We start from the raw sequence: 24655 nt of genomic DNA on the forward strand, positions 1-24655 counted from the left end.
TACTGTCTATATGTTTTTGAGCTTATTTACTCAAGTACATTTTTCTGCGGGAGTACAATTCGTAGAACTGATCGTCTTTTAAATCATCGATAAACAAGATGCTTTCACCCGTTGATTTCATCTCAGGTCCTAACGCTTTGTTTACGTTTTTAAACTTGCTGAAAGAGAATACCGGCTGCTTGATTGCATAACCTTTCAATTGCGGATTGAAGGTAAAGTCAGTCACTTTATTGTGTCCTAACATCACTTTCGTTGCATAGTTCACATACGGTTCGCCATACGCTTTCGCAATAAACGGCACAGTACGTGAGGCTCTCGGATTCGCTTCGATAATATAAACCGTATCGTCTTTTATCGCAAACTGAATGTTGATTAAACCAACTGTTTTTAGAGCCAATGCAATACGCTTGGTATGGTCTTTAATCTGTTGCATCACGAATTCCCCTAAGTTAAAAGGAGGTAATGTTGCGTTACTGTCACCCGAGTGCACACCACACGGCTCGATGTGTTCCATGATCCCGATGATGTATACGTTCTCGCCGTCACAGATAGCATCCGCTTCGGCTTCAATTGCACCATCTAAATAATGATCCAACAACAATTTATTCCCAGGAATCGATTTCAATAAATCAATTACGTGTTCTTCCAGTTCCTGTTTGTTGATTACGATTTTCATTCCCTGACCACCCAACACGTATGACGGACGAACCAATAACGGGAAATCTAAAGAATCAGCCAGTTTTGAAGCTTCTTCCGCACTTTCCGCGATACCGAATTTCGGGAACGGAATGTGCAATTCGGTTAACAAATCGGAGAAACGGCCTCGGTCTTCGGCTAAATCCAAAGCATCGAAACTTGTACCCAAGATTTTTACACCGTATTTTGAAAGCTTTTCAGCCAATTTAAGCGCCGTTTGCCCTCCTAACTGCACAATTACACCTTCCGGTTTTTCGTGACGGATAATGTCGTAAATATGCTCCCAGAAAACCGGTTCGAAATACAATTTGTCCGCCGTATCAAAATCGGTGGAAACCGTTTCCGGATTACAGTTGATCATGATGGTTTCGTAACCGCACTCGGCAGCTGCTAAAACACCGTGTACACAAGAATAATCAAACTCGATTCCCTGCCCGATTCGATTCGGACCGGAACCTAAAACGATTACTTTCTTCTTATCGGAAACAATACTTTCGTTATCCACATAACGCGTTCCGTCAGGTTTTTGAATTTCCGCTTCAAATGTCGAGTAATAGTAAGGTGTTTTCGCTTTAAACTCGGCAGCACAGGTATCCACTAATTTATAAACACGCTGCACGCCCATTTCATCGCGCAGGTTGTGTACCTGACTTTCCAAACAGCCTAACATATGTGCGATTTGACGGTCCCCGTACCCTTTTTGTTTCGCTTCCAAAAGCAATTCTTTCGGTAGCGTATCTATTTTATATTTGGAAATCTCTCTTTCCAACACGAACAATTCCTCATATTGCTTCAGGAACCACATGTCGATTTTGGTGATTTCATGGATTCTGCTTAACGGAATTCCCATGGCAATCGCATCGTAAATTACGAAAACACGATCCCAACTTGCGTAGGTCAATTTCTCGATAATCTGATCGTAATTGGTATAGCCTTTACCATCAGCACCCAAACCGTTACGTTTGATTTCCAACGATTGTGTTGCTTTGTGTAAGGCTTCCTGGAACGAACGTCCGATTCCCATTACTTCACCAACCGATTTCATCTGAAGTCCCAATGTTCTGTCGGCCCCTTCAAATTTATCGAAATTCCAACGCGGAATTTTTACGATAACGTAATCCAAAGTCGGTTCGAATAAAGCAGATGTTGATTTGGTAATTTGGTTTTGCAGTTCGTCAAGCGTATACCCTAAAGCCAATTTGGTTGCGATTTTGGCAATCGGATAACCCGTTGCTTTCGATGCCAATGCAGATGAACGTGATACACGTGGATTGATTTCAATCGCCACGATATCTTCTTTTTCATCTGGTGAAACGGCAAACTGCACGTTACAACCTCCCGCAAAATTTCCGATGCTTCGCATCATTAAAATCGCCATATCACGCATTCTCTGGAACGTTCTGTCCGACAATGTCATAGCTGGCGCCACCGTAATACTGTCTCCGGTGTGGATTCCCATCGGATCCATATTCTCAATCGTACAGATAATTACGACATTGTCGTTCTTATCGCGTAGTAACTCTAATTCGTATTCTTTCCAACCTAAAAGCGCTTTATCGATCAGCACTTCATGAATCGGCGACATTTCTAATCCGTAGGTTAGTTTTTCGTCAAAATCTTCTTTCTTGAAAACGAAAGCCGCTCCGGTTCCTCCAAGGGTAAATGAAGGACGAATTACCAACGGAAACCCGAATTCCTGAGCGATTTCCTTACCTTTAAGGAACGAGTTTGCGGTTTTTGCAGGGGCAGTCGGCACTTCAATTTTTTCCAACAATTGCTTGAACTGTTCGCGGTCTTCGGTGATATTAATCGCATTTACATCCACCCCGATTAATCGAACGTTGAAATCCTGCCAGATACCTTTTTCATCGGCTTCCAAACATAAATTTAACGCTGTCTGACCTCCCATAGTAGGCAAAACGGCATCAATCTGCGGATGGGCTTTTAAAATTTCAATGATGGATTTGGTGGTGAGCGGTTTTAAATACACGTGATCCGCCATGGAAGGGTCGGTCATGATGGTGGCCGGATTGGAGTTAATTAAGATAACTTCAATTCCTTCTTCTCTAAGTGAACGTGCAGATTGTGATCCTGCGTAGTCAAACTCACAGGCTTGTCCGATTACAATTGGTCCCGAACCAATAATTAAAACCGATTTGATTGAATTGTCTTTTGGCATTGTGTTGTGTTGTTGTAGTTGTTGAGACACAAAAAGTTGCGTCTTTATTCTCGGTAAGGTATAAAAAAAGCGTTACTGATAAAAAGTAACGCTCTATTTATGATTGTAAAATCATTATTTTTTGTGTCTTGGTTCGCTAGAAACAGTCAACTTATGTCTTCCTTTAGCTCTTCTGCGTGCTAATACTTTTCTTCCGTTAGCAGAAGCCATTCTATCCATGAAACCATGTTTGTTTCTTCTTTTTCTTTTCGATGGTTGAAACGTTCTCTTACTCATTGCTTTTATCTTTAAATCGTGTTTTTAAATAGTTTCAGCTTTGAAATTAACCTCGCTTCAAAACCGAGTGCAAATATACAAAGACTTTTATTTCTGACAAGAGGTTTGATAAAATTTTTTCACCTCCGGTCACATTATTGTTTTTTAAACAGTTAGAACAGCGTTAATAAGGAATTTCACTACTTTGAAAAAACTTTTTTCAGTTGCTCATTTCTATTTATTACATTTGCAAACTTAAATATAAATACATTATGTTTCACAGAAATATTAAACTGATTTTAGCCGGATTGATTATCGCTTTGGGAATCTGGCAATTCACGGAAAGTAACATCGGAAATGGGATTTTCCTTATACTTTTCTCGTTAATCTTTATTTTACTTTACTTTAAAAACGAATTTATCCTGTTAGCTTTTCTGCAATTGAGAAAGCAAAACATGGAAGGAGCCGGAAAATGGTTGTCTTATATTAAGCATCCGGAAACCGCTTTAATAAAGAAACAACAAGGATATTTCAATTACCTTCACGGAATTCTGGTATCGCAAACCAATTTATCGGCTGCGGAAAAATATTTCAAAAAAGCGATTGAATTGGGATTGAACATGGATCAGGATCTGGCATTGGCAAAACTACAGTTGGCAGGAATTGCCATGACCCGAAGAAGAAAAGTGGAAGCTACCGGTTTATTGAATGAAGCTAAAAAGTTAGACAAACAAAACATGTTGAAAGATCAGATTAAAATGATGAAAGATCAGCTTAAAAAGATTTAATTTGCTCATTACCAATACATTAAAGGCGTCTTTTTGACGCTTTTGTTGTTTTTAGACGTATCCTGTCGATTATTTGCGCATCTTACCGACTTAGAAAGCTATTGGGCGATAAAAGCCGTAATTTTATCGAACCAAAAATGAAGAAGATGCTTAAATTTTACTTTAAAATTACAGCTTTTTGTCTTCTATCTTATTCAGTTACTGCACAAGATAGCGCTCATGCTTTGTTTTCTTACAACATCCATAAAAACATAAAACCGTACATCCGAAATTCCAATGCAGCTTACGAAAAAGGCAATTTTGTATTAGGTAAAACACTGTTTGATTCCTTGGTTTACAATCATCTTGTAGGAACGAAATTTGATGACTTCAGTTTTAAACGCGTCCACAAAAAACGCCTCCACCTTGCTTCGATTAAAAAACCGGTATACCTGTTAACCTATTCTTCCTGGTGCGTTCCGGCTAAAGGGGAAATTCCGGCGCTGAACAAATTAGCGAAAACGTATGGAAAAGACATCCAGATTGTCGTGGTTTTCTGGGACCGAAGAAAAGACATGAAAAAAATCGCCCGAAGATTCCACTCCCAAATTGAAGTCTGCTATGCCGATGAAACCTACAACAGAGACTGTTATTTGGTTTCCACTTTAAAACACACACTCGGCATTCCGACCACCTTTTTAATTGACGAAGGGATGAATGTAATCGACATCCGAAGAGGCGGTATTAATTTGGGTCCCAAAACAACGTATGCGACTTCCTTTGAGTTAAACTATAACCGGTTTTATGACGGAATCAGTGCGTTGATAATCAATGAAAACACTGCCAATGGCCGCATCGCCAAACAATAACTACTTTCCCAAGATCATTTTTCCGGCCACCACCAACAAAACGACACCAAAAACTTTCTTAAGCATTTTTTCGTCGATGTTAATCGCCAGTTTACTTCCAAAATAACCTCCAATCACAAAGAAAACTGCAATTATGGCCGCATTACGCCAATCGATATATCCTTCCTTGTAATAATTAAAAACCGCAGCTGCCGTTACCGGGACCACCAAAACGGCCAAACTCGTGCCCTGTGCCTGATACTGTGAAAAACCCAACAGCAACAAGAGCGGCACCATGACAATCCCACCGCCAATTCCGATAAGACCACTCAGCATTCCGGCCAATAAACCGATTACCATTAATGCTAAAACTGTTGTTAATGTCATAGTTTTCATTATTATGATTTCGTATATCCTTCTAAGGGAATTTCGATTGTGTACACTTTTCCGGGCTGTACCACAAGTTTTTTATCGCGCAGCCACGGGTTGTGAATCTTCAAAATCTTGTAATTGATTCCCTGCGCAATTGCAAAAGTGGCTAAATCATCAATATTAGCGGAAACCACAATCTTTTTCGTAGGGATTTGAGGATACAAAATTTCTGCAGGCAAAACATATCCATATTTCTGTTGGTTTTGCATAATTTCTTTCAATGCCAAAATTCTGAAAACGTAACGCGACGTTTCTTCATTTACCAGCAAATCATAATAATCCGTTACTTTTTGCGCTTCCATGAAACGATCCATGCCATTCATACCGCCATTATAAGAAGCCGCCGCCATAGTCCAGTTTCCAAATTTTGCTTTCGCTTTCAGCAAATACTGACACGCTACTTCCGTTGATTTTTCCAAGCTATAGCGTTCATCCACAACGTCGTTCACTTCCATTCCCATTTCTTTCGCAGTCTCCGGCATAAACTGCCAAACACCTTTTGCTCCTGAGGGTGAAGTTACGTTTACCAATCCGCTTTCGATAACAGCCAGGTATTTGAAATCATCCGGTACGCCGTATTTTTTCAGAATGGGCTCAATCACGGGAAAGACGCGATTGGCTCTTTTGATCACCAATTCGGTAGTTGCGTGAAGATTGACGTTTACCGTTAATTCCCGATCAAAACGTTCGCGAACATCGGAAATCGTCAATGGTGTTTTTTCTCCCGAAAAATCAATATTCACAGGTATTTTTGTAGCCTCATAGGTATTTTTAGCAGAATTCACACTTGTTGTAGCGTAAATGAATATTCCGCTAACAACTACCACCGCCGCTATTGCCGCAACTCTTTTCATCAATTTCATAATCCTTTTTTTATTCCGTTATTATTCTTGGCAGGTTTTCATTCATCCACTTGGATTTGAATAAAATCATGGCATGTGTGCCGCCTTTTACCACAATACAGTTTTTAATGTTCTTAATCGGAAAAACATCGTCATTATCCCCATGAATATGTACGACTTTCTCGTCGACTTCTTTCCTGTCCCATATCAAGACATGTTCAATGGCCCAATCCAGATACTTTTTATCATTAACCGAAAGATACATCTTATACAACTCCAGACGTTCCTTCACCTTTTCCCCCATTCCGTATTTCAGTAAAAATTCCACATTGGAAAACATGCTTGTCGGAATCAGTTTGTATACCTTGGTATTTCTTGCCAATTTCATTCGCAATGGAAACTCATCCTTGCATTTCACACTGGAAATGATAATGGTTTTCCGAACGGGTTTCATCTTGGCAATTTCCTGCACCAAAATACCTCCAAACGACACACCAATCAAAACGGCGTTATCGTGTTTTATTTCTTCCGCCATTCGTTCAGCATAGCCTTCCAGCGTTTCATTGGGTTTTGGCAAAAACCATTCCAGAAGATGTACTTCGAACTGCGCTTCAGGCAATTGGATTTTTTCAAAAATTTTGGAACTGGCTGCTAAACCAGGCATAAAATAAACCGGTATTCTGCTCATTGACTGGAAATTGAATCAGACGAAAGTTTCGCTTTGAAATTTTCATAAAAATAGCACTTTTCAGCATTTAAAAGCGATTCCACGCTTTAAATTTATACTAAAAAATCAAATTCAGCACCTTGCGATTTAATAGCTTGAAAAACAGTTTGATATTGATTCTCAAATGAGTACCTTTGCAAAGTATTTTTACTCGACTAAAACTCCTCAAATGATTATTAAAAACAATGAATTTTCAAGACAGTTTGAAACAACTGTTGACGGTCAGTTACTCACAGTTGAATATTCGTTTCAGGAAAAAAAGATTTTTCTTTCCAAAGTGAATATTCCGGAGCAGTTTGAAGGTTCGGAAACCATGTCTGATTTTTTAAAACAGATTTTATTGGTTGCAGAAGAAAAAAAATGGAAAGTGGTTCCGATTCATCCGAAAGTAGCTGCTTTTTTCAGAAAAAATCCGGTTTACAGGGAATTACTTCCGCCGGGAATCAAAATCTAAACAAAACCAAAAGTCGTTTCAAAAGAGAAACGGCTTTTTTTTATTTCTGAAAAATACTGTACATTTAGTGCATGACACCAGAAGAATTCTACACCGATATCATTCATTTTTTTGAAAACATCGAAAAATATTACGGCAGTAAAACGGAAATCACCGAAGGCATCTGTACTTCTGCAGGAGATTTTTCGGCCGATTTCAGCACCTGGAATCTTTTCGAATTTGACCTGATCCGTTCGGCATATCGGAAAACAGGAGACCGTTTTATGATGGAAGGCAAAAAAAACTATTATGAAATTGCTGCCGGTTCCATCGTTTCGTTTACCCAACCAGGAAGAAACAAATTTGAATTTGTGGAGCAATTGGGCGAAAACGTATATCGGATTACGAAATTGCGTTTTCATTATAAATATTAGAGAAAAATAAGAAGCAAGAGACAAGAACCAAGAAAATATAATATCTACCACTTATTTCTCATCTCTTGCTTCTTGCTTCTTGCCCCTATTCCGTCACTTCACATTCATAAATTCCATTCGCACGCTTCCGTCTTCATCGATTCGGGTCAGATTGATTTCATGTAAGGTGTTCACCAATTCCGGATTCCAAGGCGTTTTCACTTTTACGTAATTTTCGGTAAATCCGTGAATGTACCCTTCTTTATTTTCCCCTTCAAATAAAACCGTTCTATTGGTTCCTAACTGACTCTCATAAAAAGCACGGCGCTTTTTTACGGATAATCCGCGTAACATTTTACTGCGTTTGGCGCGAACATTGCCCGGAACGATACCGTCCATTTCAGCCGCTTCGGTATTATCTCTTTCGGAATACGTAAAAACGTGCAGGTATGAAACATCTAATTCATTCAGGAAATGATACGTTTCTAAAAAATGTTCATCGGTTTCACCCGGAAATCCAACAATTACATCCACACCGATACAGGCATGCGGCATCACTTCCCGTATTTTTGCCACCCGTTCCGTATAGACTTCACGAAGGTAACGGCGTTTCATTTTTTTTAGAATATCATTACTTCCCGATTGCAGCGGAATGTGGAAATGCGGGACGAAAGTGCGGCTTTGCGACACAAATTCTATGGTCTCGTTTTTTAACAGATTCGGTTCAATCGATGAAATTCGCAAACGCTCAATTCCTTCCACTTGATCGAGGTTCTGAACCAATTCGTAAAATGTGTGTTCGTGCTTTTTGTTACCGAATTCGCCTTTACCGTAATCCCCGATGTTTACACCGGTTAATACGATTTCCTTAATTCCCTGTTCGGAAATTTCTTTGGCATTTTTCAGTACGTTTTCCATCGTATCGCTACGTGAAATTCCACGTGCCAACGGAATCGTACAATAGGTACATTTATAATCGCAACCGTCCTGCACCTTTAAAAATGCGCGGGTTCTGTCGCCAATGGAATAACTTCCCACGTAAAAATCGGCCTCTTCGATTTCACAGGAATGCACTTCACCCATATCGTTTTTGGACAGGTCGTTGATATAATCGGTAATTTTAAACTTTTCTGTAGCACCTAAAACCAAGTCCACACCATCAACATCAGCCAGTTCTTCGGGTTTTAACTGGGCATAACAACCTATTGCCGCAATGAAAGCCTTATCATTCAGCCTCATGGCTTTCTTTACAATCTGTTTGAATTGTTTGTCGGCATTTTCGGTAACCGAGCAGGTGTTGATTACATACATATCGGCAACCTCTTCAAAATCCACGCGATCAAAACCTTCCTCCTGAAAATTACGTGCAATGGTCGATGTTTCTGAGAAATTCAGTTTACAACCCAGCGTGTAGAACGCTACTTTTTTTCTGTTTTCCATAAGATAAACTCAATTGATGAAATCGTTGTCAAAAAATTGAGTTGGCAAATTTACACACAAAATTTGGTTTACTAAAATCAATAATCAACTATACGTCACTATTTTAGATTCCGACAAGCTTTATTTCATCGCTTTAGGCGCGAGCATATTTTCAGGATTCAGAATATCATCCAATTGTGTTTTGGATAAAATATTATGTTCCAAAACCAGATTGTACACACTTTTTCCTGTTTCTAGGGCTTCTTTGGCAATTTTCGTGCTGTTTTTATAGCCGATATAAGGATTTAAAGCCGTCACAATTCCGATGCTGTTCAACACCATTTCGCGACAGTGTTCTTCGTTAGCGGTAATGCCGTCAATACATTTTTCACGTAAGGTATCCATTCCGTTCGACAATAAAAGCATCGATTCCATAATCGCATACGTCAATACAGGCTCCATAACATTCAACTGCAATTGTCCGGCTTCGGCTGCCATGGTTACCGTCAAATCATTTCCGATTACGCGATAACACACCTGATTCATCACTTCAGGTATTACCGGATTCACTTTTCCGGGCATGATGGACGAACCCGGCTGCATTGGCGGCAAATTAATTTCATTCAAACCGCAACGCGGACCGGATGAAAGCAAACGCAAATCGTTACATATTTTTGAGATTTTAATTGCCATACGTTTCAACGCGGACGAATAAATTACGTAAGCACCTGTATCCGGTGTCGCTTCAATCAGATTGGGCGCGGTGAAAATAGGCAGTCCCGTTACTTTAGCTAAATTTTCGGCGCAGCGTTGGGCATAACCCGGCGCGGCATTTATTCCTGTTCCGATGGCGGTTGCCCCCATATTGGTTTCCAGCATTAAATTGCAATTTTGGGTAAGACGTTCTACCTCCTCTTCCAAGGTTGCGGCAAAAGCTTCAAACTCCTGACCTAATGTCATTGGAACGGCATCCTGCAATTGGGTCCTTCCCATTTTCAAGACATGTTTGAATTCCTGGCCTTTCTTTCTGAAGGAGGCTATCAAATCCCGTAAATGCACGATTAACTTTATATTTGAATTCACAGCAGCAATTCTGATGGACGTCGGGTAAGCGTCGTTAGTGGATTGTGATAAATTCACATGATCGTTAGGTGAACAATATTGGTATTCCCCTTTTTGATGTCCCATTAATTCCAAAGCGCGGTTTGCCAGAACTTCATTGATATTCATATTGGTGGAAGTTCCTGCACCACCCTGAATCATATCGATTGGGAATTCTTTATCAAATTTTCCGGAGACAACTTCTTTGGCTGCTTCCACAATGGCATTTTTGAGCTGTTCCTCCAGCAATCCCAATTGGAAATTCGTTTCTGCCGCTGCCCATTTCACATAAGCCAACCCTTTAATGAACTCCGGAAACTGATACAATTTCACTCCGGATATATGAAAATTGTCGATGGCTCTTTGTGTCTGGATTCCGTAATATGCATGGGTCGGAACCTGCATATCGCCCAATAAATCATTCTCTGTTCTGTACATAACTTTCCAATTTTAGAGAATAAATTTACAAAAAAACCACAACTGTTTTCACAATCGTGGTTATAAATTCATAATACAAAACCAACCACTGAACTATTTTTTCTTTCGTTATTAAAATAAATTACCGCGGATTCGCAGATTATATTATTGCTAAAATCTGTGAATCTGCGGTATAAGTATATAAGAACCTCAAAGAACTTTATCTATGAAACTCTATTACAATTACTTTATTCTTTTCGCCACTTTTTGGTTTCTTCGAAAACGTGTTCCAAAATGGCGGCATCCTGTTCCGTGAATTCTACGTGTCGACGGGACATTACAATTTTAGCGGTTTCAAAAGCTTTTTTGGTGATGTAGGTTGTGAATCCGGAGGCACCGCCCCAAGAGAAACTTGGCACGAAATTGCGCGGGAAGCCACTGCCGAAAATATTTGCGCTTACGCCCACCACCGTTCCGGTATTGAACATGGTATTGATGCCGCACTTGCTGTGATCGCCCATCATTAAACCACAAAACTGCAAACCGGTTTTAGCAAAGCCTTCCGTTTCGTAACTCCACAATTTCACCTCCTCGTAGTTGTTTTTCAGATTGGAATTGTTACTGTCGGCGCCAATGTTACACCACTCCCCCAAAACAGAATTTCCTAAGAACCCATCATGTCCTTTATTGGAATACCCAAACAAAACCGAATTATTCACTTCACCACCAACTCTCGAATGCGGACCAACCGTAGTTGCGCCATACACTTTTGTAGCCAGTTTCACCTGTGCCTCTTCACACAAGGCAAACGGACCACGAATTACCGAACCTTCCATGATTTCAGAGTTTTTACCGATATAGATTGGCCCTGTGGAAGCGTTTAAGGTTACGAACTCCAGTTTTGCACCTTCTTCAATGAAAATGTTTTCCGGAGAAATCACGTTAACACTTTTGGGGATGGGCTGTGAAAAACGACCTTCGGTAATTAACTCAAAATCCTCACGCAACGCAATATCATTTTTCTGAAAAATATCCCAAGTATGCTCGATTCGGATGCACTCTTCGGTATACTCGATAATTTCGTAAGTATCAAAATCAACTTCTTCCTGGTTCTCTTTGCTGTAAAAAGCGATGACTTCATCGTTGGAAAATATGGCCTGATTGGCTTCCAGCGAACGCACCATTTCCGAAAGAATCTCGTTAGGCAAAAACGAAGCGTTAATCATAACGTTTTCTTCCATTTCCACCATCGGGAATTTCTCCATCAGGTATTCTTCGGTTAATGTGGTCGTGGTATAGCCTAAATATTTCTCCCATTTTTCACGAATAGTTAAAATCCCGACACGAATATCGGCTACCGGTCGTGTAAAGGTAAAAGGAAGCAGTGCATTGCGAACGGTTCCGTCAAAAAGTATGTAGTTCATTTTTTCTAGTTGCTGGGTTTCTGAGTTGCTAAGTTACAAAGTTTTCTTTGGAGAGTTCAAAAAGAAGCGATTATCTGCAGTACTTTTTATGGAAAAAAACTACAGAGACCACAAAGAAAATCGTTGCAATTACAAAACTGGAAAGCATCTGAGAAGTCGGCATAACATAAACCACTTCTCCATAATCATTTATTCGAGTGTTTGGAAAAACATAAACAAACACTCTGGTTAGAAACATGAATAAGAAACATGAACTAATGAATATTAAAACAGCTCCAAAAATAAACTTGAAAATCTTCATAAGTCAGCCATAATTAAAATAATCCCCGTAAATATAAAACAAAAAAAGCCTCTCAGTTTTGAGAGGCTTTCGTATATCTTAAAACAGCGATTATTTGCTGAATTTAGCGTATTTGTTTTTGAATTTATCAATACGACCTGCTGTATCGATAAGTTTAGATTTACCTGTATAGAAAGGGTGAGACGTTCTGGAAATCTCCATTTTGTATACTGGGTATTCAACACCATCAACAGTGATTGTATCTTTAGTTTCAACAGTAGATTTTGTAATGAACACGTCTTCGTTTGACATATCTTTAAATGCTACTAATCTGTAATTTTCCGGGTGAATTCCTTTTTTCATGGTAAATCTTGTTTTATTAATTTGGTTACAAGCCGTTCTGATGCTTTTAAAACTGTAAAGGTATAAACGCCTGTAACTTTTTTGTTTATAATCTTTTTATTAATTCAGGGTGCAAATGTACAACTAATTTTTAAAAATCAAATGTTTGTGTAACTTTTTTTCAGTGATTGCAACTAACCAAAGATACAGTAGAATTCTTATATTTGTAAATTAATTAAACCAAAAACAAAACTATGAACGAAGTAATTAAAAAAAACGCATTAAATTATGGTATAATTTGGGGAGTAGTTTATATTTTATTTGTCACAACGTTATATGTACTAGACCCTCTTTTTCTTATTAAACCAACAAAATTCATTTCTTTCATTCTATATATTGTTTTAGGAATAATGATTATCAATAAAACAAAAAAAGAACTTGGAGGTTATATTTCATTTAAAGAAGCTTTCACAACATATTTTTTATGTTCCGTAATCGGATTAACAATTTCAACACTTTATGATATCATTTTATTTAATATCATAGACCCATCAATAAAAGAGCCAATTAATGACTATCTCGTCACAAAAGGAGTGGAAGGTATGAAAATGTTTGGCGCAAAAACTGAGGATATTAAAAAGTTTGTGGAAGAAATTCAAAACAACGATCAATTTTCTCCGTTAAATCAACTTTTAGGTTTAATACAAGCATTCTTGATATCAGCTGTTTTTGGCTCTTTATTAGCCTTAATCTTCAGAAACAAAACCTCGAATTTAGAATAATATAGATGAATTTATCCATCATAATTCCTTTACTCAACGAACAGGAATCCCTACCCGAATTGCATTCGTGGATTGCAAAAGTCATGAAAGAACATAATTTCTCTTATGAAGTAATCTTCATTGACGACGGCAGCACCGACGATTCCTGGAAAACCATAGAACAGCTTTCTGTTCAGGATCGTAACGTAAAAGGAATTCGTTTTTTACGAAACTTCGGTAAGTCACAGGCCCTACACGCCGGTTTTGCCAAGGCACAAGGCGATGTTATCATTACCATGGATGCCGATTTACAGGACAGTCCCGATGAAATTCCGGGACTTTTCAGCATGATTACCAAAGACAATTACGATTTGGTTTCGGGTTGGAAAAAGAAGCGGTATGATTCGGTTATCGGAAAAAATCTGCCTTCGAAATTATTCAATTGGGCGGCGCGTAAAACCTCCGGCGTAAAACTGAACGATTTCAACTGCGGACTGAAAGCCTACAAAAATATCGTAGTGAAGAACGTGGAAGTATCCGGCGAAATGCACCGTTATATTCCGGTTCTGGCAAAAAATGCCGGATTTGGAAACATCGGTGAAAAAGTGGTCATCCATCAGGCCCGAAAATACGGTTCGTCCAAATTCGGAATGAGCCGATTTATAAACGGTTTTCTGGATTTGATTACGATTTGGTTTATCTCCAAATTCGGAAAACGTCCCATGCATCTTTTTGGTGCTATGGGTGTGGTGATGTTTCTTATCGGACTCTTGTCTGCCGGATACATCGGCATCATGAAATTATACAAAATTTACAGCCATGAAACGGCTATTTTGGTAACCAACAACCCTTGGTTTTATATTGCTCTAACTACTATGATTATTGGAACACAACTCTTTTTAGCAGGTTTTTTGGGTGAAATTATCCTGCGAACGAAAAACAACGAAGAACGATATAAAATTTCAAAAGAGTTAAATCTGTAAATCAGTATTGAAAATGCACATTGAAAAAGCAATTTTAGACAAAGTAAACGTTTGGCTTACACCAACATTTGATACCGAAACTCACGAAGCTATTCGTGAAATGATGACAACTGCCCCAAAAGAACTCGAAGACAGCTTTTACAAGAATCTGGAATTCGGAACCGGTGGTATGCGTGGCATTATGGGAGTCGGAACCAATCGTATCAATAAATACACCTTGGGTAAAAACACCCAGGGCTTATCCGATTATTTAAAACAATCATTCCCGGGCGAACAGTTGAAAGTGGCCATAGCCTACGATTGTCGTCATAACAGTAACACGCTTGCTAAAGTCGTAGCCGATGTTTTCTCGGCCAACGGAATCAAAGTTTTCCTTTTTTCCGAAATGCGTCCGACACCGGAATTGTCTTTTGCGGTAAAACATTTAGGATGTCATTCCGGAATCGTTTTAACAGCGTCCCATAATCCACCGGAATACAACGGATACAAAGTATATTGGCAGGATGGTGGTCAATTGGTACCGCCTCAAGACAATGAAATTATTCAGATGATTGAAGCGTTGGATTACAGCGAAATCAAATTCGAAGCCAACAACGACTTAATCGAATATATTGACATACAACTAGACGAAGCGTTCACCAATTCGGCAATTCAAAATGCGACATTTAACACCTCGGCTGCAGCAAAAGAAAACCTAAAAATCGTTTTCACGTCACTTCATGGAACTTCTATTAAACTGGTGCCTGATGTTTTGGCGAAAGCCGGTTATTCCAATGTGGCAATCGTAAAAGAACAAGCCGAACCCGACGGGAATTTCCCAACGGTAAAATCACCTAACCCCGAAGAACCGGAAGCCTTGACCATGGCGTTGGAATTGGCAGAAAAAACCAATGCTGACATCGTTATCGGAACCGATCCGGATTCTGACCGACTGGGTGTGGCGGTTCGTAATACGGAAGGCAAAATGATTTTACTGAACGGAAATCAATCCATGGTTGTCATGACACATTTTCTGCTTCAGCAATGGAAAAAACAAGGAAAACTGACTGGAACAGAATTTGTTGGCTCCACTATCGTTTCCACTCCGATGATGTTGGAATTGGCCTCCGGATATGATGTGGAATGCAAAGTGGGATTGACCGGTTTCAAATGGATTGCAAAATTCATCAAAGATTTCCCGAATCAAAAATTCATTGGCGGTGGCGAAGAAAGTTTCGGATTCATGGTAGGCGATGCCGTTCGTGATAAAGACGCCGTGGCTTCTACCCTATTGGTTTGCGAAATGGCGGCTCAGGCGAAAGAAAAAGGAAGTTCCCTTTACAAAGAATTACTTCAGATGTATGTGGATTTCGGTTTTTACAAAGAACACCTGATTTCGATTACCAAAAAAGGTATCGAAGGCGCGAATGAAATCAAACAGATGATGGTGGACTTACGCGAAAACCCCATGAAGGAAATCAACGGGCAACGTGTGGTGTGTATCGAAGATTATCAGAGTTCCAAAGGAAGAGACTTGATTAACAATGAAGAATTCGGCATTGCGATTCCGAAATCGAACGTGTTGATTTACTACCTGGAAGACGGAAGTAAAATTTGTGCCCGCCCAAGCGGAACCGAACCAAAAATCAAATTCTACTTCAGTGTTAACTGTGCCATAGAAGACATTAATGACATTCCGGAAGCGGAAACCTATTTGGATAACAAAATCAAAAACATAATTGCTGAGATGCAGTTGAACTAAATGAACAGTACCTTTTTTAAAATATTGCGTTACGCATTACCGTATAAGAAATATGCCTTTTTGAATATTTTCTTTAATATTCTTTATGCGCTTTTCAGTACGCTATCGTTTGTAATGCTGATTCCGATGCTAAACGTAATGTTTGACAAGACCAAAAGAGTTTCGGTTGAACCTGTATACAAAGGACTAACGAATCTTCCAACCTATTCGAAAGAATACCTTGACTACATTATAACAATTACAAGTGACCAGAAAGGGCCGGAATATTCGCTTTTACTGATGGTGGTTTTAGTTATCTCGATGTTTCTACTGAAAAACATTTTCAACTATCTGGCCATGTATAATGTTACTTTTCTTAGAAACGGCACGCTGAAAGATTTGCGCATCGCTTTATATGAAAAAGTAATTCATTTACCGCTTTCGTTTTATTCAGAAAAAAGAAGAGGTGATGTTATGATCCGATTGACAAATGACGTTGGCGAGGTACAATTTTCGTTTTTATCCATATTGGAAATCATCATCAAAGAACCGCTCACAATTGTATTTACGATTATTTCGATGTTCTACATCAGTACAAAATTAACGCTGTTCGTATTTGTATTTATCCCTTTATCGGGCTTATTAATTTCATTTATCGGTAAAAGTTTAAAACGAAAATCAGGTAGAGTTCAGAAAGAAGCCGGTATTTTTCTGTCGATATTGGATGAAACTTTGGGCGGACTTAAAATTGTTAAAAGCTATAATGCAGAAAACAGTTTTCAAACTAAATTCAATGCTTCCGCGCAAAACCTCTATCGTTATTCAAACAGTCTGGTAAATCGTAACAACTTATCGACGCCAATCAGTGAGTTTTTAGGAATCGTGGTTATTGCCATATTATTATGGTTTGGCGGTAACATGGTTCTGATTGAAAAAACACTGGAAGGCACCGAATTCATTGCCTATATGGGCTTAGCCTATGGAATCCTGACTCCGGCAAAAGCCATTTCAAAAGCATCGTATACTTTAAAAGGAGCCATGGCAGCGGCAGACAGGGTTTTAGAGATTCTGGAACAGGAAAACACGATTACCAATAAACCGGACGCCATCGTAAAATCGAACTTTGAAGATAAAATTTCCATTCAAAACATCAATTTCCGATATGAAGACGAGAATGTGTTAAAGAATTTCTCTTTGGAAGTCCCTAAAGGAAAAACGGTGGCTTTGGTAGGACAATCCGGAAGCGGAAAAAGTACGATTGCCAATTTACTGACCCGTTTCTATGATGTTCAGGAAGGGATTGTTAAAGTTGACGGCATCGATATTAAAGACATGAACATGCACTCCCTTCGCGGTTTGATGGGATTAGTTACTCAGGACAGCATTCTCTTTAACGACTCCATTAAAAACAATATTCTTTTGGGTAAGGAAGATGCGACTGACGAGGAAATCATTGCAGCTTTAAAAGTTGCCAATGCCTATGAATTCGTAAAAGACTTACCGAACGGTATTGAAACCAATATTGGCGACGCCGGAAACAAACTCTCAGGCGGACAAAAACAACGTTTATCCATAGCGCGTGCGGTATTGAAAAACCCACCAATCATGATTTTGGATGAAGCCACTTCTGCCTTGGATACGGAAAGCGAAAGATTGGTACAGCAAGCATTGGAAAACATGATGCAAAACCGTACTTCCATTGTAATTGCACACCGCCTTTCTACGATTCAAAAAGCAGATACCATTGTAGTAATGCTCAAAGGTGAGATCGTGGAACAGGGAACCCATGACGAATTGTTAGCCAAAAACGGAACGTATTCCAAATTGGTCATGATGCAGAGTTTTGAGTAGAGAATTAGATTGTTATACAACTTAGAGTACCAGATTTTAGACTGTTTAGTTACTAAATAATATCAAACTAATTACTGTTTTACAGATGTACGTATACAACCCAAATATCAAAATACCTGAAAACCCGGATACGATTATTTGGAAATACATGGATTTGTCGAAATTTCTGGACATGTTGATATCGGGTAAAATGTTCATGTCGCGTTCGGATAAATTTGAAGACCAGTACGAAGGAACCTTCAGTGAGCCTACTTTTGAGGAGATTAAGAAAATTTCCGAAAACAATCCGAAGTTCCTTGATTATTACAAATCGCATCGCGAAAATGTGGTCATCAGCAGTTGGCATACCAATCAGTATGAAAGTTTTGCCATGTGGCAGATTTTCACCAAGAACAATGAAGGTTTAGCGATTCAATCCACCATTGGACGTCTGAAAGAAGCCTTACAGCAGGAAAAACACACGCAACAGTACATCGGAGAAGTCAATTACATCGATTACAAAAAAGAACTGATTCCGTTTGACGATGCCTTCTTCCCTTTTCTGTTCAAACGAAAAAGCTTTCAGTATGAAAATGAGATTCGTGTGATTTCCGATGTGACTTCACAGAATCTGATCATTAACGACGGATTGAAAATAAATGTGGACATCAACCGGATGATTGAGAAAATCTACATTCATCCCAAAAGCGAAAACTGGTACAAGAAACTGGTTATTGAAGTCGTTTCAAAAATAGGTTTCGATTTCAAGATTGAAAAATCCGATCTGGAAAGCGACATCCTGATATAGTGCATAAAAAAACGAACCCTTTAGGAGTTCGTTTTTTTATTATAACCTTTTTCACTTTATCGGTTCATATTCTTCTCCGGACCAATCTTTGGAAAGCAGGTTAACGAAATGATAATGTACCTTATCGTTTTTATCAAAAGCACCGTTTTTGTTGATATCTTCAATGGTTCTGAAATACAACCGATTTTGCACTTCCACTATATTCCAATCCAACAGTTCCTGCAAATCATCAGAAAGTTTTGCGAATTTTGTCCCGTTAAGATGACTGATATAAAGTGATTTGATATCATTCGCATCCAGTTTCCCGTCGCGGTTGGTATCGGAATCCACTAAAGAATACACTAATATCTGCTTGCCTGTCTTATCCGAAACCGTATTCAGAAAAGTAGCCGTTTGTATCTGTACGTTTTTCTCCGTTAACGGACGTAATGCCGTAGAATCAATGTGCTGAAATTTCAGGTTTTCAAAATACCCGGTCACTTCAAAACGGTTGTAATTGGAAATGGCATAACTGGTCGAATTGGTTTTACTGGAACCGTAACTGCTGTTATTACCTTCATAAACCCGAACATCGCCAATGGCATGAATCAGGTATTTTGTTCCTTCCATGTGAATCGGCAAATCGGCAATTTTAATTTGCGACGAATCTTTTTTCACGTTATCACCGGAAGCATTTTTGGCTTCTTCGTAAATAACCTTCGGTTTCTCGATTTCCTGTCTGCAACTTGCCAGAAAGACCAACAAAGCAAGTACGGTATATTTTGAAAAGTTTTTCATTTCGGAACAATTTTGTCTATCAAATATAAAACAATTAAACAGGAACTACAATCTTACATTCAATTTTACATTGAAAGTACGCGTAGTCATGTAATTCGGAATGGCGTACTGGCTTTTAGTATACACATCACGCACCCAAGTGTTCGTAATGGCATTCTGGTTATTAAACATATTGAAAATCTCCAATCCCAGACTCAATTCTCTGAATGGTTTTAACCAATTTTTGCTGGATTGAATCGACGCATCTTTAAACACATAGGAAAACCCAACATCCGCACGACGGTAATCGTTCAGACGCAACTGATAAGCATAAGGATCTGCATACGAAGGAGAACCTCCCGGCAATCCGGTATTGTACACCAGGTTCAAATAAATCTTTACGTTGGGAAGGGTTGGCATATAATCCTGAAACAACAATCCGAATTTCAATCGCTGATCGGTTGGACGGGCTATGTTCCCACGTCCGTTCTGATTTTCTTCCGTTTTTAAATATCCGAAACTGAACCACGATTCGGTTCCGGGAACAAACTCCCCATTCAAACGGAAATCGGCTCCATACACATACGCCGTGGCGTCATTATTAGCACGGTAACGGATACGAACATTATCTATCGTATAGGTATTCACATCACTCAGACTCTTATAATACGCCTCAGTCACCAATTTGAACGGTCTACTGAACAATTTAAAACTGTAATCGTTGCTTAAAACAAAATGATACGATTTCTGGGCTTTCACCTCCGGATGCACCTGTCCGTCGTTATCGCGCAATTCACGATAAAAAGGCGGTTGCTGGTACAAACCTCCCGACAAACGGAAAATCATGTCTTTTTCCCAAAGTGGCTTGATTACAAATTGGGCTCTCGGACTGAAAACCACCTGACTTTTCCCGCTCAGATTATCCCCTTGTACCTGCCATTGGTGGGCACGTGCTCCGGCATTGATCCAAATTTGATTGGACCCTAAGCTCCCTCTGTAATTCCATTGTGCGTAACCTGAAAATCGGTTAATCTGTACAAAATTTGTGGCGCGTACATTTTGGTAAGGTGCCAACGGTCCTGTATAAGGTGTATACGGCTGATCCTGCGGAATGTCTAAAATAGGGGCCGGCAATGAAAATCCTGCCGAATCCACCACTTCCCATTCTACAATTCGGTCACGAATATCTTCACGGGTATATTTGAATCCCCATTCCACCTGACTTTTTTTCTTTTGAATATCGTGAAATCCTTTCACTTCGGCGTTTACGATTAAAGCATCAAGATTGTTTCGCGCGTGCGTGAGCTGTGACCCTACTCCTCTTGAATACACCACATCGCCAAAAGTATCCGAACCGATATTCGTATCGATTTCCCCTAAACGGTATTGCGCCAGGATATCAAAATATTCCTGTTCCTGAGTATGGTAGGCGGAACCTATGAATTTTAATTTGAAATTTTCATTGGCCTGATAGGTAGATTTTATCGCTCCGAATAATGTGAGGTATTCGTCTTTTTCCTGTCCTTCATAAGCTACCTGCAGCGCGATTGGCTCATCAATAGTACCGAAATTCGTTTGACGACTCAATGGCTTGTAATGGTATTTGTTTTGGGAAACGTTCCCAAGAAAACTCCACTGCCATTTGGTGGACGCGTCAAAATTGATTTGCGTCTGAAAATCGGCAAAAGTGGGTTTGAAATTCGTTTCGGTTTCCTGACTGTTTACCAACAGGCTGTTATCACGATAACGGATACCGGTAATATTGGTCCACTTCTGATTTTTGGAAACCAAATCCACGGTAGCACTTCCGCCCAGTAAACTGGCATCAAATGCCGCCTGAAACTTGGTTGGTCTTCGGTAGGTAATATCCAAAACCGACGACAGTTTATCGCCATATTTTGCCTGAAATCCACCTGCGGAAAAATCCACATTGGAAACCATTTCCGTATTGGTAAAACTCAACCCTTCCTGCTGACCGGAACGGATTAAGAAAGGGCGGTACACTTCGATTTCGTTTACGTACACTAAATTTTCATCATAATTCCCGCCACGAACCGCATATTGCGTACTCAATTCGTTGTTGGAATACACACCAGGTAAGGTTTTAAGGATATTTTCGACTCCGGCATTGGCTCCCGGAATCATTCGGATTACTTGTGGCTCGATGGTAGTAACTCCTTCAATTCTCTTTCTTCCGCCGGCGGAAACAATCACTTCTCCCAATTGTTCGGCTTTTTGATTCAGCACTACATTGAGTTCGTAATCTTCGTTGTTTTTCAATTCAACGGTTATCGAAGTTTTTTTATAGGAAACGTGGGAAATTTCAACAATCACTTTAGTGTTCGCCGGGATTTTAATTTGAAAAAAACCATTTTCATTGGATTTTACGGTCTCATTATTAGCTTTAATAGTGGCATTTTCAATAGGATTATTGGATTCATCCAACAAAACACCTTTTACCCTTGCCGTTTGTGCGACCACCGAATAACCTGCAATAAAAATATAAAGAATCAGGAGTTTAATTAGTTTTTTCAACTGATGATTGGTTTTTGGTTTTAAAAAAATGAGTTTCAAAGATAGTGGAATTTCCCATTTTATCCGAAACAACCACTTTTAATTCGTTTTTGCCTTCATCATAAACCGCTTCACTGAAATAATGGGTTAAGGATTTGGTCTTAAAATCATACTCCATCAAAATCCATTTTCCGTTCAGATAACCGTTATATTCTTTTATTCCGGATAATTCATCTCTCATATGAATGCTTAGCGAATCCGCTTTGTCAAGCGAACTTCCCTCCGAAAAATTAGGTCGGTAAATTTTTGGCGCCACGGTGTCTGTCATCAACAGAAACTTCCCTAAATCCTTGGCACGGATGGAAAACAGGTTGCCTTTTTTATAGGTGGTGAAATATTCTGGCTTGTTGCCATCCATTCTGGAAATAAATGTTTTTTCGCGGTTCAGATTGGGAATCTCCGAAACATCAAATGTTACGGTAAGGTTCTTATGCACCGGAACCGTTTCGTCATGAAGATAAAGTACATTTTCCTTCACTTCAAAATTCATGTAAAAATCATCATAGAAGGCATTTTCCGGAATGAAAACCGAAACATTGTCTTTGGTATAATTGTTATCGTTTCCGGATTTCACGAAATAAGGTGTTTTCTTTTCTTCCTTTGGAATAGTAGCGGCAGCATCCGAATAGTGGATCGGCACATTAATCACACGTTTATTTCCGTGAAAATCGGATACTTCCACACGATAGCTCCATGTTTGATTTGGCAAAACGGAAATTTGTCCGCTCTGCTTGTTACCGCTTACCAATGAAAAAGGATAATTCCGTTTAAAAAACAGTTTCTGAATGGATTGCTTTATGGTTTTATAGCGGTAATAATCAATAAAATTGTTGATGTAACGGGTTTCATCGAAAGCGAATTTTTCGAATTCGTATTTGAAAAGTCGGCTGCCGTTTAAAAAGGTTTCGGCCTTATAAATTCCGTTCCAGTTGAAATTGTTATCGGAAAGATCATAGGTATTGACTCCAAAACCGATATTCCCTTTGGCAAAAACTTTGTTGGCGAGATAACTGCCATCACTCTGGAGGGAGAGATTTACGGGAATGGTTCTTTGGGAACTGTTTACCACCGAACTGTCACCAATGGCATAGGCGACCAAATCATTGATTACCGGAGCTTTTGTGTCCGGCATCTGAATATCAAAACCGAAAAACATCGGATTGATGATTTGTTCCGTTTTGGAATCACGAATTTCAAAATGAAGGTGTGGGCCGCCGGAACTGCCTGAATTTCCGGAAAAAGCGACAATCTGGTCTTTGGTTATCTTCAATTCATCCGATAAGGGGAAAATTTCAATTTCATAGGATTTCTCAGCATATTGTCTTTTTCGGACAAAATCGGCAATGGCGCCGTTAAATTTTTTCAGATGCCCGTAAACCGAAGTGAATCCGTTGGGATGTGTGATGTAAAGTGCTTTTCCGTAACCACCTTCCGAAATCTTAATACGGGAAACATAGCCGTCAGCGACAGCAAAAACCTTCAACCCTTCTCTTTGTTGGGTTTTCAAATCGAGTCCGGAGTGAAAATGATTTCCACGAAGTTCACCGAAAGAACCGGAGGCATACAAAGGAATGTCCAGAGGGGAACGAAAATAGTTTTTAGGGTATTCCTGACTTTGGGAATAGCAGAAGGCAGATAAAAAAAACAGTAGGATTGGCAATTTCATAAAAAACATTTTTGGCTAATATTCAGCTAATATACGAAAAACCTCCTATTAAATAAACACCTCACCTTTTTTTATATAACTGACTATACAACAAATTATTATGAAAAGAGTTTAAACATTTTTGAAAATTTAGACAAAACTATTGTTATATTTCAAATGGAATACTAACTTTGTAAAATCGTGTAATGAAACAGGTCTGTAATGAATGGATTAACTGAAATCATTGATTCTCTTGAAATTAAATTTTCTAAACTCTCCCAAAAACTGGACAGTTTAGAGAAAACAAATCAGGAACTACGCAATGAATTATTGAAGTCTTCCACCATTATCGGCAAACAGTCAGAGGAAATAAGCACATTGAAAAATCAATACGAAACCCTCAAAACGGCAAATTCATTACTGGGCAGTGACGAAAACAAACGAGAAACAAAACTCAAAATAAATTCATTAATTCGCGAAATCGATTATTGTATAGCACAACTTTCTGATTAATTTAAGAATGAGTGAAAAGCTTAAAATAAAGATATCAATTGCAGACCGGGTATATCCATTAACAGTGGAATATTCGCAGGAAGAGGGGTTAAGAACCGCGTCCAAAAAAATTGATGCCATGATTAAGCAATTCGAAGAAAACTATGCAGTAAGAGACAAACAGGATGTATTAGCCATGTGTGCTTTACAGTTTGCTTCGCAGGTGGAACAAAAACAGATTGACAAATCAACCGATTTCGAAACTGCTTTTGAGCGCTTAAAAACGATGGATGACAAATTGAGCTTGCTTCTTTCAAAATAAACACGTTCTTTACATAAACTAAGATACTGCCTACATTAGTACCTATTTGATAAACTCAACACTAACAAATTCAAATGAGTGAATCTTCGCTTCTAAAGCAAACTGCCCCTGAGCAGGTCCTTGAACAGCGAGTTAACTCAAAACTTGTCCTTACGAGTTTATACAATTACCCCTAATGTAGGCTTTTTT

Annotated in this window: 23 protein-coding genes and 1 other RNA gene; 12 read left to right on the forward strand and 12 right to left on the reverse strand. The window is 39.1% G+C overall.

What is annotated here, in order from left to right:
* Window positions 1-22: 22 nt before the first annotated feature.
* Window positions 23-2875, reverse strand: coding sequence for a carbamoyl-phosphate synthase large subunit (gene carB / locus BLQ05_RS00365; RefSeq protein ID WP_023575171.1), 2853 nt, complete (start codon window positions 2873-2875; stop codon window positions 23-25).
* Between the two features lie 114 nt (window positions 2876-2989).
* Window positions 2990-3151, reverse strand: a complete 162-nt coding sequence (gene rpmH, locus BLQ05_RS00370; protein WP_008464848.1) for a 50S ribosomal protein L34 — start codon at window positions 3149-3151, stop codon at window positions 2990-2992.
* A gap of 251 nt (window positions 3152-3402) precedes the next feature.
* On the opposite strand from rpmH, the gene BLQ05_RS00375 reads away from it, so the two are divergent.
* A complete protein-coding gene (locus tag BLQ05_RS00375) occupies window positions 3403-3918 on the forward strand; it encodes a hypothetical protein (protein ID WP_023575172.1) in 516 nt (171 codons plus the stop codon).
* Window positions 3919-4055: 137 nt separating this feature from the next.
* A complete protein-coding gene (locus tag BLQ05_RS00380) occupies window positions 4056-4766 on the forward strand; it encodes a TlpA family protein disulfide reductase (RefSeq protein WP_035653771.1) in 711 nt (236 codons plus the stop codon).
* On the opposite strand, the gene BLQ05_RS00385 is transcribed toward BLQ05_RS00380, so the two are convergent.
* From BLQ05_RS00385 to BLQ05_RS00395, 3 genes are read right to left on the reverse strand one after another with little or no spacing between them, the layout of a single operon-like run.
* Entirely contained in the window at window positions 4767-5132 is a 366-nt protein-coding gene (locus tag BLQ05_RS00385; RefSeq protein ID WP_035653772.1) for a sulfite exporter TauE/SafE family protein, read from the reverse strand.
* 11 nt (window positions 5133-5143) lie between these two features.
* Window positions 5144-6040, reverse strand: coding sequence for a lytic transglycosylase domain-containing protein (locus tag BLQ05_RS00390; RefSeq protein WP_023575175.1), 897 nt, complete (start codon window positions 6038-6040; stop codon window positions 5144-5146).
* Window positions 6041-6050: 10 nt separating this feature from the next.
* Entirely contained in the window at window positions 6051-6707 is a 657-nt protein-coding gene (locus tag BLQ05_RS00395; protein WP_035653759.1) for an alpha/beta hydrolase, read from the reverse strand.
* 208 nt (window positions 6708-6915) lie between these two features.
* Here BLQ05_RS00395 and BLQ05_RS00400 point away from each other — a divergent pair, with 208 nt between their 5' ends.
* Together BLQ05_RS00400 and BLQ05_RS00405 are read left to right on the forward strand one after the other, a co-directional pair.
* Window positions 6916-7200: a GNAT family N-acetyltransferase gene (locus tag BLQ05_RS00400; RefSeq protein WP_023570965.1), complete on the forward strand. Its 285-nt coding sequence runs from the start codon at window positions 6916-6918 to the stop codon at window positions 7198-7200.
* A gap of 71 nt (window positions 7201-7271) precedes the next feature.
* The gene (locus BLQ05_RS00405) at window positions 7272-7613 is read left to right on the forward strand and encodes a bromodomain-containing protein (protein WP_023575177.1); all 342 of its coding nucleotides are present in this window, start codon (window positions 7272-7274) and stop codon (window positions 7611-7613) included.
* Window positions 7614-7706: 93 nt separating this feature from the next.
* Here the strand turns inward: BLQ05_RS00405 and mtaB are convergent, their stop codons facing one another.
* The 4 genes from mtaB to BLQ05_RS00425 form a co-directional block, all read right to left on the reverse strand.
* Window positions 7707-9032 carry a tRNA (N(6)-L-threonylcarbamoyladenosine(37)-C(2))-methylthiotransferase MtaB gene (gene mtaB, locus BLQ05_RS00410; RefSeq protein WP_023575178.1) on the reverse strand — a complete coding sequence of 442 codons (1326 nt, stop codon included), beginning with the start codon at window positions 9030-9032 and terminating at the stop codon, window positions 7707-7709.
* Window positions 9033-9152: 120 nt separating this feature from the next.
* Window positions 9153-10550 (reverse strand): aspartate ammonia-lyase, encoded by a 1398-nt coding sequence (aspA, locus tag BLQ05_RS00415; RefSeq protein ID WP_023575179.1) that lies wholly within the window; start codon window positions 10548-10550, stop codon window positions 9153-9155.
* A 227-nt stretch (window positions 10551-10777) separates the two neighbouring features.
* Window positions 10778-11953 (reverse strand): GlmU family protein, encoded by a 1176-nt coding sequence (locus BLQ05_RS00420; protein ID WP_023575180.1) that lies wholly within the window; start codon window positions 11951-11953, stop codon window positions 10778-10780.
* Between the two features lie 391 nt (window positions 11954-12344).
* On the reverse strand, window positions 12345-12596 hold the full coding sequence (locus BLQ05_RS00425; RefSeq protein ID WP_023570958.1) for a type B 50S ribosomal protein L31: 252 nt from the start codon (window positions 12594-12596) through the stop codon (window positions 12345-12347).
* A gap of 233 nt (window positions 12597-12829) precedes the next feature.
* On the opposite strand from BLQ05_RS00425, the gene BLQ05_RS00430 reads away from it, so the two are divergent.
* The 5 genes from BLQ05_RS00430 to BLQ05_RS00450 all read left to right on the forward strand — a co-directional run bounded on the left by BLQ05_RS00430 (window position 12830) and on the right by BLQ05_RS00450 (window position 18677).
* On the forward strand, window positions 12830-13357 hold the full coding sequence (locus tag BLQ05_RS00430) for a DUF4199 domain-containing protein (RefSeq protein ID WP_023575181.1): 528 nt from the start codon (window positions 12830-12832) through the stop codon (window positions 13355-13357).
* 5 nt (window positions 13358-13362) lie between these two features.
* Window positions 13363-14319, forward strand: coding sequence for a glycosyltransferase family 2 protein (locus BLQ05_RS00435; protein WP_023575182.1), 957 nt, complete (start codon window positions 13363-13365; stop codon window positions 14317-14319).
* Between the two features lie 13 nt (window positions 14320-14332).
* The gene (locus tag BLQ05_RS00440; RefSeq protein ID WP_023575183.1) at window positions 14333-16060 is read left to right on the forward strand and encodes a phospho-sugar mutase; all 1728 of its coding nucleotides are present in this window, start codon (window positions 14333-14335) and stop codon (window positions 16058-16060) included.
* Window positions 16061-17890, forward strand: coding sequence for an ABC transporter ATP-binding protein (locus BLQ05_RS00445; protein ID WP_023575184.1), 1830 nt, complete (start codon window positions 16061-16063; stop codon window positions 17888-17890).
* A gap of 85 nt (window positions 17891-17975) precedes the next feature.
* A complete protein-coding gene (locus tag BLQ05_RS00450) occupies window positions 17976-18677 on the forward strand; it encodes a DUF2971 domain-containing protein (RefSeq protein ID WP_023575185.1) in 702 nt (233 codons plus the stop codon).
* 51 nt (window positions 18678-18728) lie between these two features.
* On the opposite strand, the gene BLQ05_RS00455 is transcribed toward BLQ05_RS00450, so the two are convergent.
* From BLQ05_RS00455 to BLQ05_RS00465, 3 genes are read right to left on the reverse strand one after another with little or no spacing between them, the layout of a single operon-like run.
* The gene (locus BLQ05_RS00455) at window positions 18729-19454 is read right to left on the reverse strand and encodes a hypothetical protein (RefSeq protein WP_023575186.1); all 726 of its coding nucleotides are present in this window, start codon (window positions 19452-19454) and stop codon (window positions 18729-18731) included.
* Window positions 19455-19499: 45 nt separating this feature from the next.
* The gene (locus BLQ05_RS00460) at window positions 19500-21968 is read right to left on the reverse strand and encodes a TonB-dependent receptor (RefSeq protein WP_238321127.1); all 2469 of its coding nucleotides are present in this window, start codon (window positions 21966-21968) and stop codon (window positions 19500-19502) included.
* On the reverse strand, window positions 21952-23673 hold the full coding sequence (locus BLQ05_RS00465) for a M23 family metallopeptidase (RefSeq protein WP_023575187.1): 1722 nt from the start codon (window positions 23671-23673) through the stop codon (window positions 21952-21954). Before BLQ05_RS00465 ends, BLQ05_RS00460 begins: the two co-directional genes overlap by 17 nt.
* 201 nt (window positions 23674-23874) lie before the next feature.
* Here BLQ05_RS00465 and BLQ05_RS00470 point away from each other — a divergent pair, with 201 nt between their 5' ends.
* The 3 genes from BLQ05_RS00470 (at window position 23875) to ssrS (ending at window position 24626) form a co-directional block, all read left to right on the forward strand.
* Complete coding sequence (locus BLQ05_RS00470) at window positions 23875-24165, forward strand: hypothetical protein (RefSeq protein ID WP_023575188.1); 291 nt, start codon at window positions 23875-23877, stop codon at window positions 24163-24165.
* Window positions 24166-24172: 7 nt separating this feature from the next.
* On the forward strand, window positions 24173-24466 hold the full coding sequence (locus BLQ05_RS00475) for a cell division protein ZapA (protein ID WP_023575189.1): 294 nt from the start codon (window positions 24173-24175) through the stop codon (window positions 24464-24466).
* A gap of 53 nt (window positions 24467-24519) precedes the next feature.
* Window positions 24520-24626, forward strand: a non-coding RNA gene (gene ssrS, locus BLQ05_RS00480) — 6S RNA.
* Window positions 24627-24655: the final 29 nt, after the last annotated feature.

This window comes from Flavobacterium saliperosum (assembly GCF_900100625.1).
GTDB classification, from domain to species: domain Bacteria; phylum Bacteroidota; class Bacteroidia; order Flavobacteriales; family Flavobacteriaceae; genus Flavobacterium; species Flavobacterium saliperosum.

What these genes read in the sequence shown, in the direction of transcription:
- carB (WP_023575171.1), bottom strand. Translation starts at nt 2,875, where the DNA reads ATGCCAAAAGACAATTCAATCAAATCGGTTTTAATTATTGGTTCGGGA.
- rpmH (WP_008464848.1), bottom strand. Translation starts at nt 3,151, where the DNA reads ATGAGTAAGAGAACGTTTCAACCATCGAAAAGAAAAAGAAGAAACAAA.
- BLQ05_RS00375 (WP_023575172.1), top strand. Translation starts at nt 3,403, where the DNA reads ATGTTTCACAGAAATATTAAACTGATTTTAGCCGGATTGATTATCGCT.
- BLQ05_RS00380 (WP_035653771.1), top strand. Translation starts at nt 4,056, where the DNA reads ATGAAGAAGATGCTTAAATTTTACTTTAAAATTACAGCTTTTTGTCTT.
- BLQ05_RS00385 (WP_035653772.1), bottom strand. Translation starts at nt 5,132, where the DNA reads ATGACATTAACAACAGTTTTAGCATTAATGGTAATCGGTTTATTGGCC.
- BLQ05_RS00390 (WP_023575175.1), bottom strand. Translation starts at nt 6,040, where the DNA reads ATGAAATTGATGAAAAGAGTTGCGGCAATAGCGGCGGTGGTAGTTGTT.
- BLQ05_RS00395 (WP_035653759.1), bottom strand. Translation starts at nt 6,707, where the DNA reads ATGAGCAGAATACCGGTTTATTTTATGCCTGGTTTAGCAGCCAGTTCC.
- BLQ05_RS00400 (WP_023570965.1), top strand. Translation starts at nt 6,916, where the DNA reads ATGATTATTAAAAACAATGAATTTTCAAGACAGTTTGAAACAACTGTT.
- BLQ05_RS00405 (WP_023575177.1), top strand. Translation starts at nt 7,272, where the DNA reads ATGACACCAGAAGAATTCTACACCGATATCATTCATTTTTTTGAAAAC.
- mtaB (WP_023575178.1), bottom strand. Translation starts at nt 9,032, where the DNA reads ATGGAAAACAGAAAAAAAGTAGCGTTCTACACGCTGGGTTGTAAACTG.
- aspA (WP_023575179.1), bottom strand. Translation starts at nt 10,550, where the DNA reads ATGTACAGAACAGAGAATGATTTATTGGGCGATATGCAGGTTCCGACC.
- BLQ05_RS00420 (WP_023575180.1), bottom strand. Translation starts at nt 11,953, where the DNA reads ATGAACTACATACTTTTTGACGGAACCGTTCGCAATGCACTGCTTCCT.
- BLQ05_RS00425 (WP_023570958.1), bottom strand. Translation starts at nt 12,596, where the DNA reads ATGAAAAAAGGAATTCACCCGGAAAATTACAGATTAGTAGCATTTAAA.
- BLQ05_RS00430 (WP_023575181.1), top strand. Translation starts at nt 12,830, where the DNA reads ATGAACGAAGTAATTAAAAAAAACGCATTAAATTATGGTATAATTTGG.
- BLQ05_RS00435 (WP_023575182.1), top strand. Translation starts at nt 13,363, where the DNA reads ATGAATTTATCCATCATAATTCCTTTACTCAACGAACAGGAATCCCTA.
- BLQ05_RS00440 (WP_023575183.1), top strand. Translation starts at nt 14,333, where the DNA reads ATGCACATTGAAAAAGCAATTTTAGACAAAGTAAACGTTTGGCTTACA.
- BLQ05_RS00445 (WP_023575184.1), top strand. Translation starts at nt 16,061, where the DNA reads ATGAACAGTACCTTTTTTAAAATATTGCGTTACGCATTACCGTATAAG.
- BLQ05_RS00450 (WP_023575185.1), top strand. Translation starts at nt 17,976, where the DNA reads ATGTACGTATACAACCCAAATATCAAAATACCTGAAAACCCGGATACG.
- BLQ05_RS00455 (WP_023575186.1), bottom strand. Translation starts at nt 19,454, where the DNA reads ATGAAAAACTTTTCAAAATATACCGTACTTGCTTTGTTGGTCTTTCTG.
- BLQ05_RS00465 (WP_023575187.1), bottom strand. Translation starts at nt 23,673, where the DNA reads ATGAAATTGCCAATCCTACTGTTTTTTTTATCTGCCTTCTGCTATTCC.
- BLQ05_RS00470 (WP_023575188.1), top strand. Translation starts at nt 23,875, where the DNA reads ATGAATGGATTAACTGAAATCATTGATTCTCTTGAAATTAAATTTTCT.
- BLQ05_RS00475 (WP_023575189.1), top strand. Translation starts at nt 24,173, where the DNA reads ATGAGTGAAAAGCTTAAAATAAAGATATCAATTGCAGACCGGGTATAT.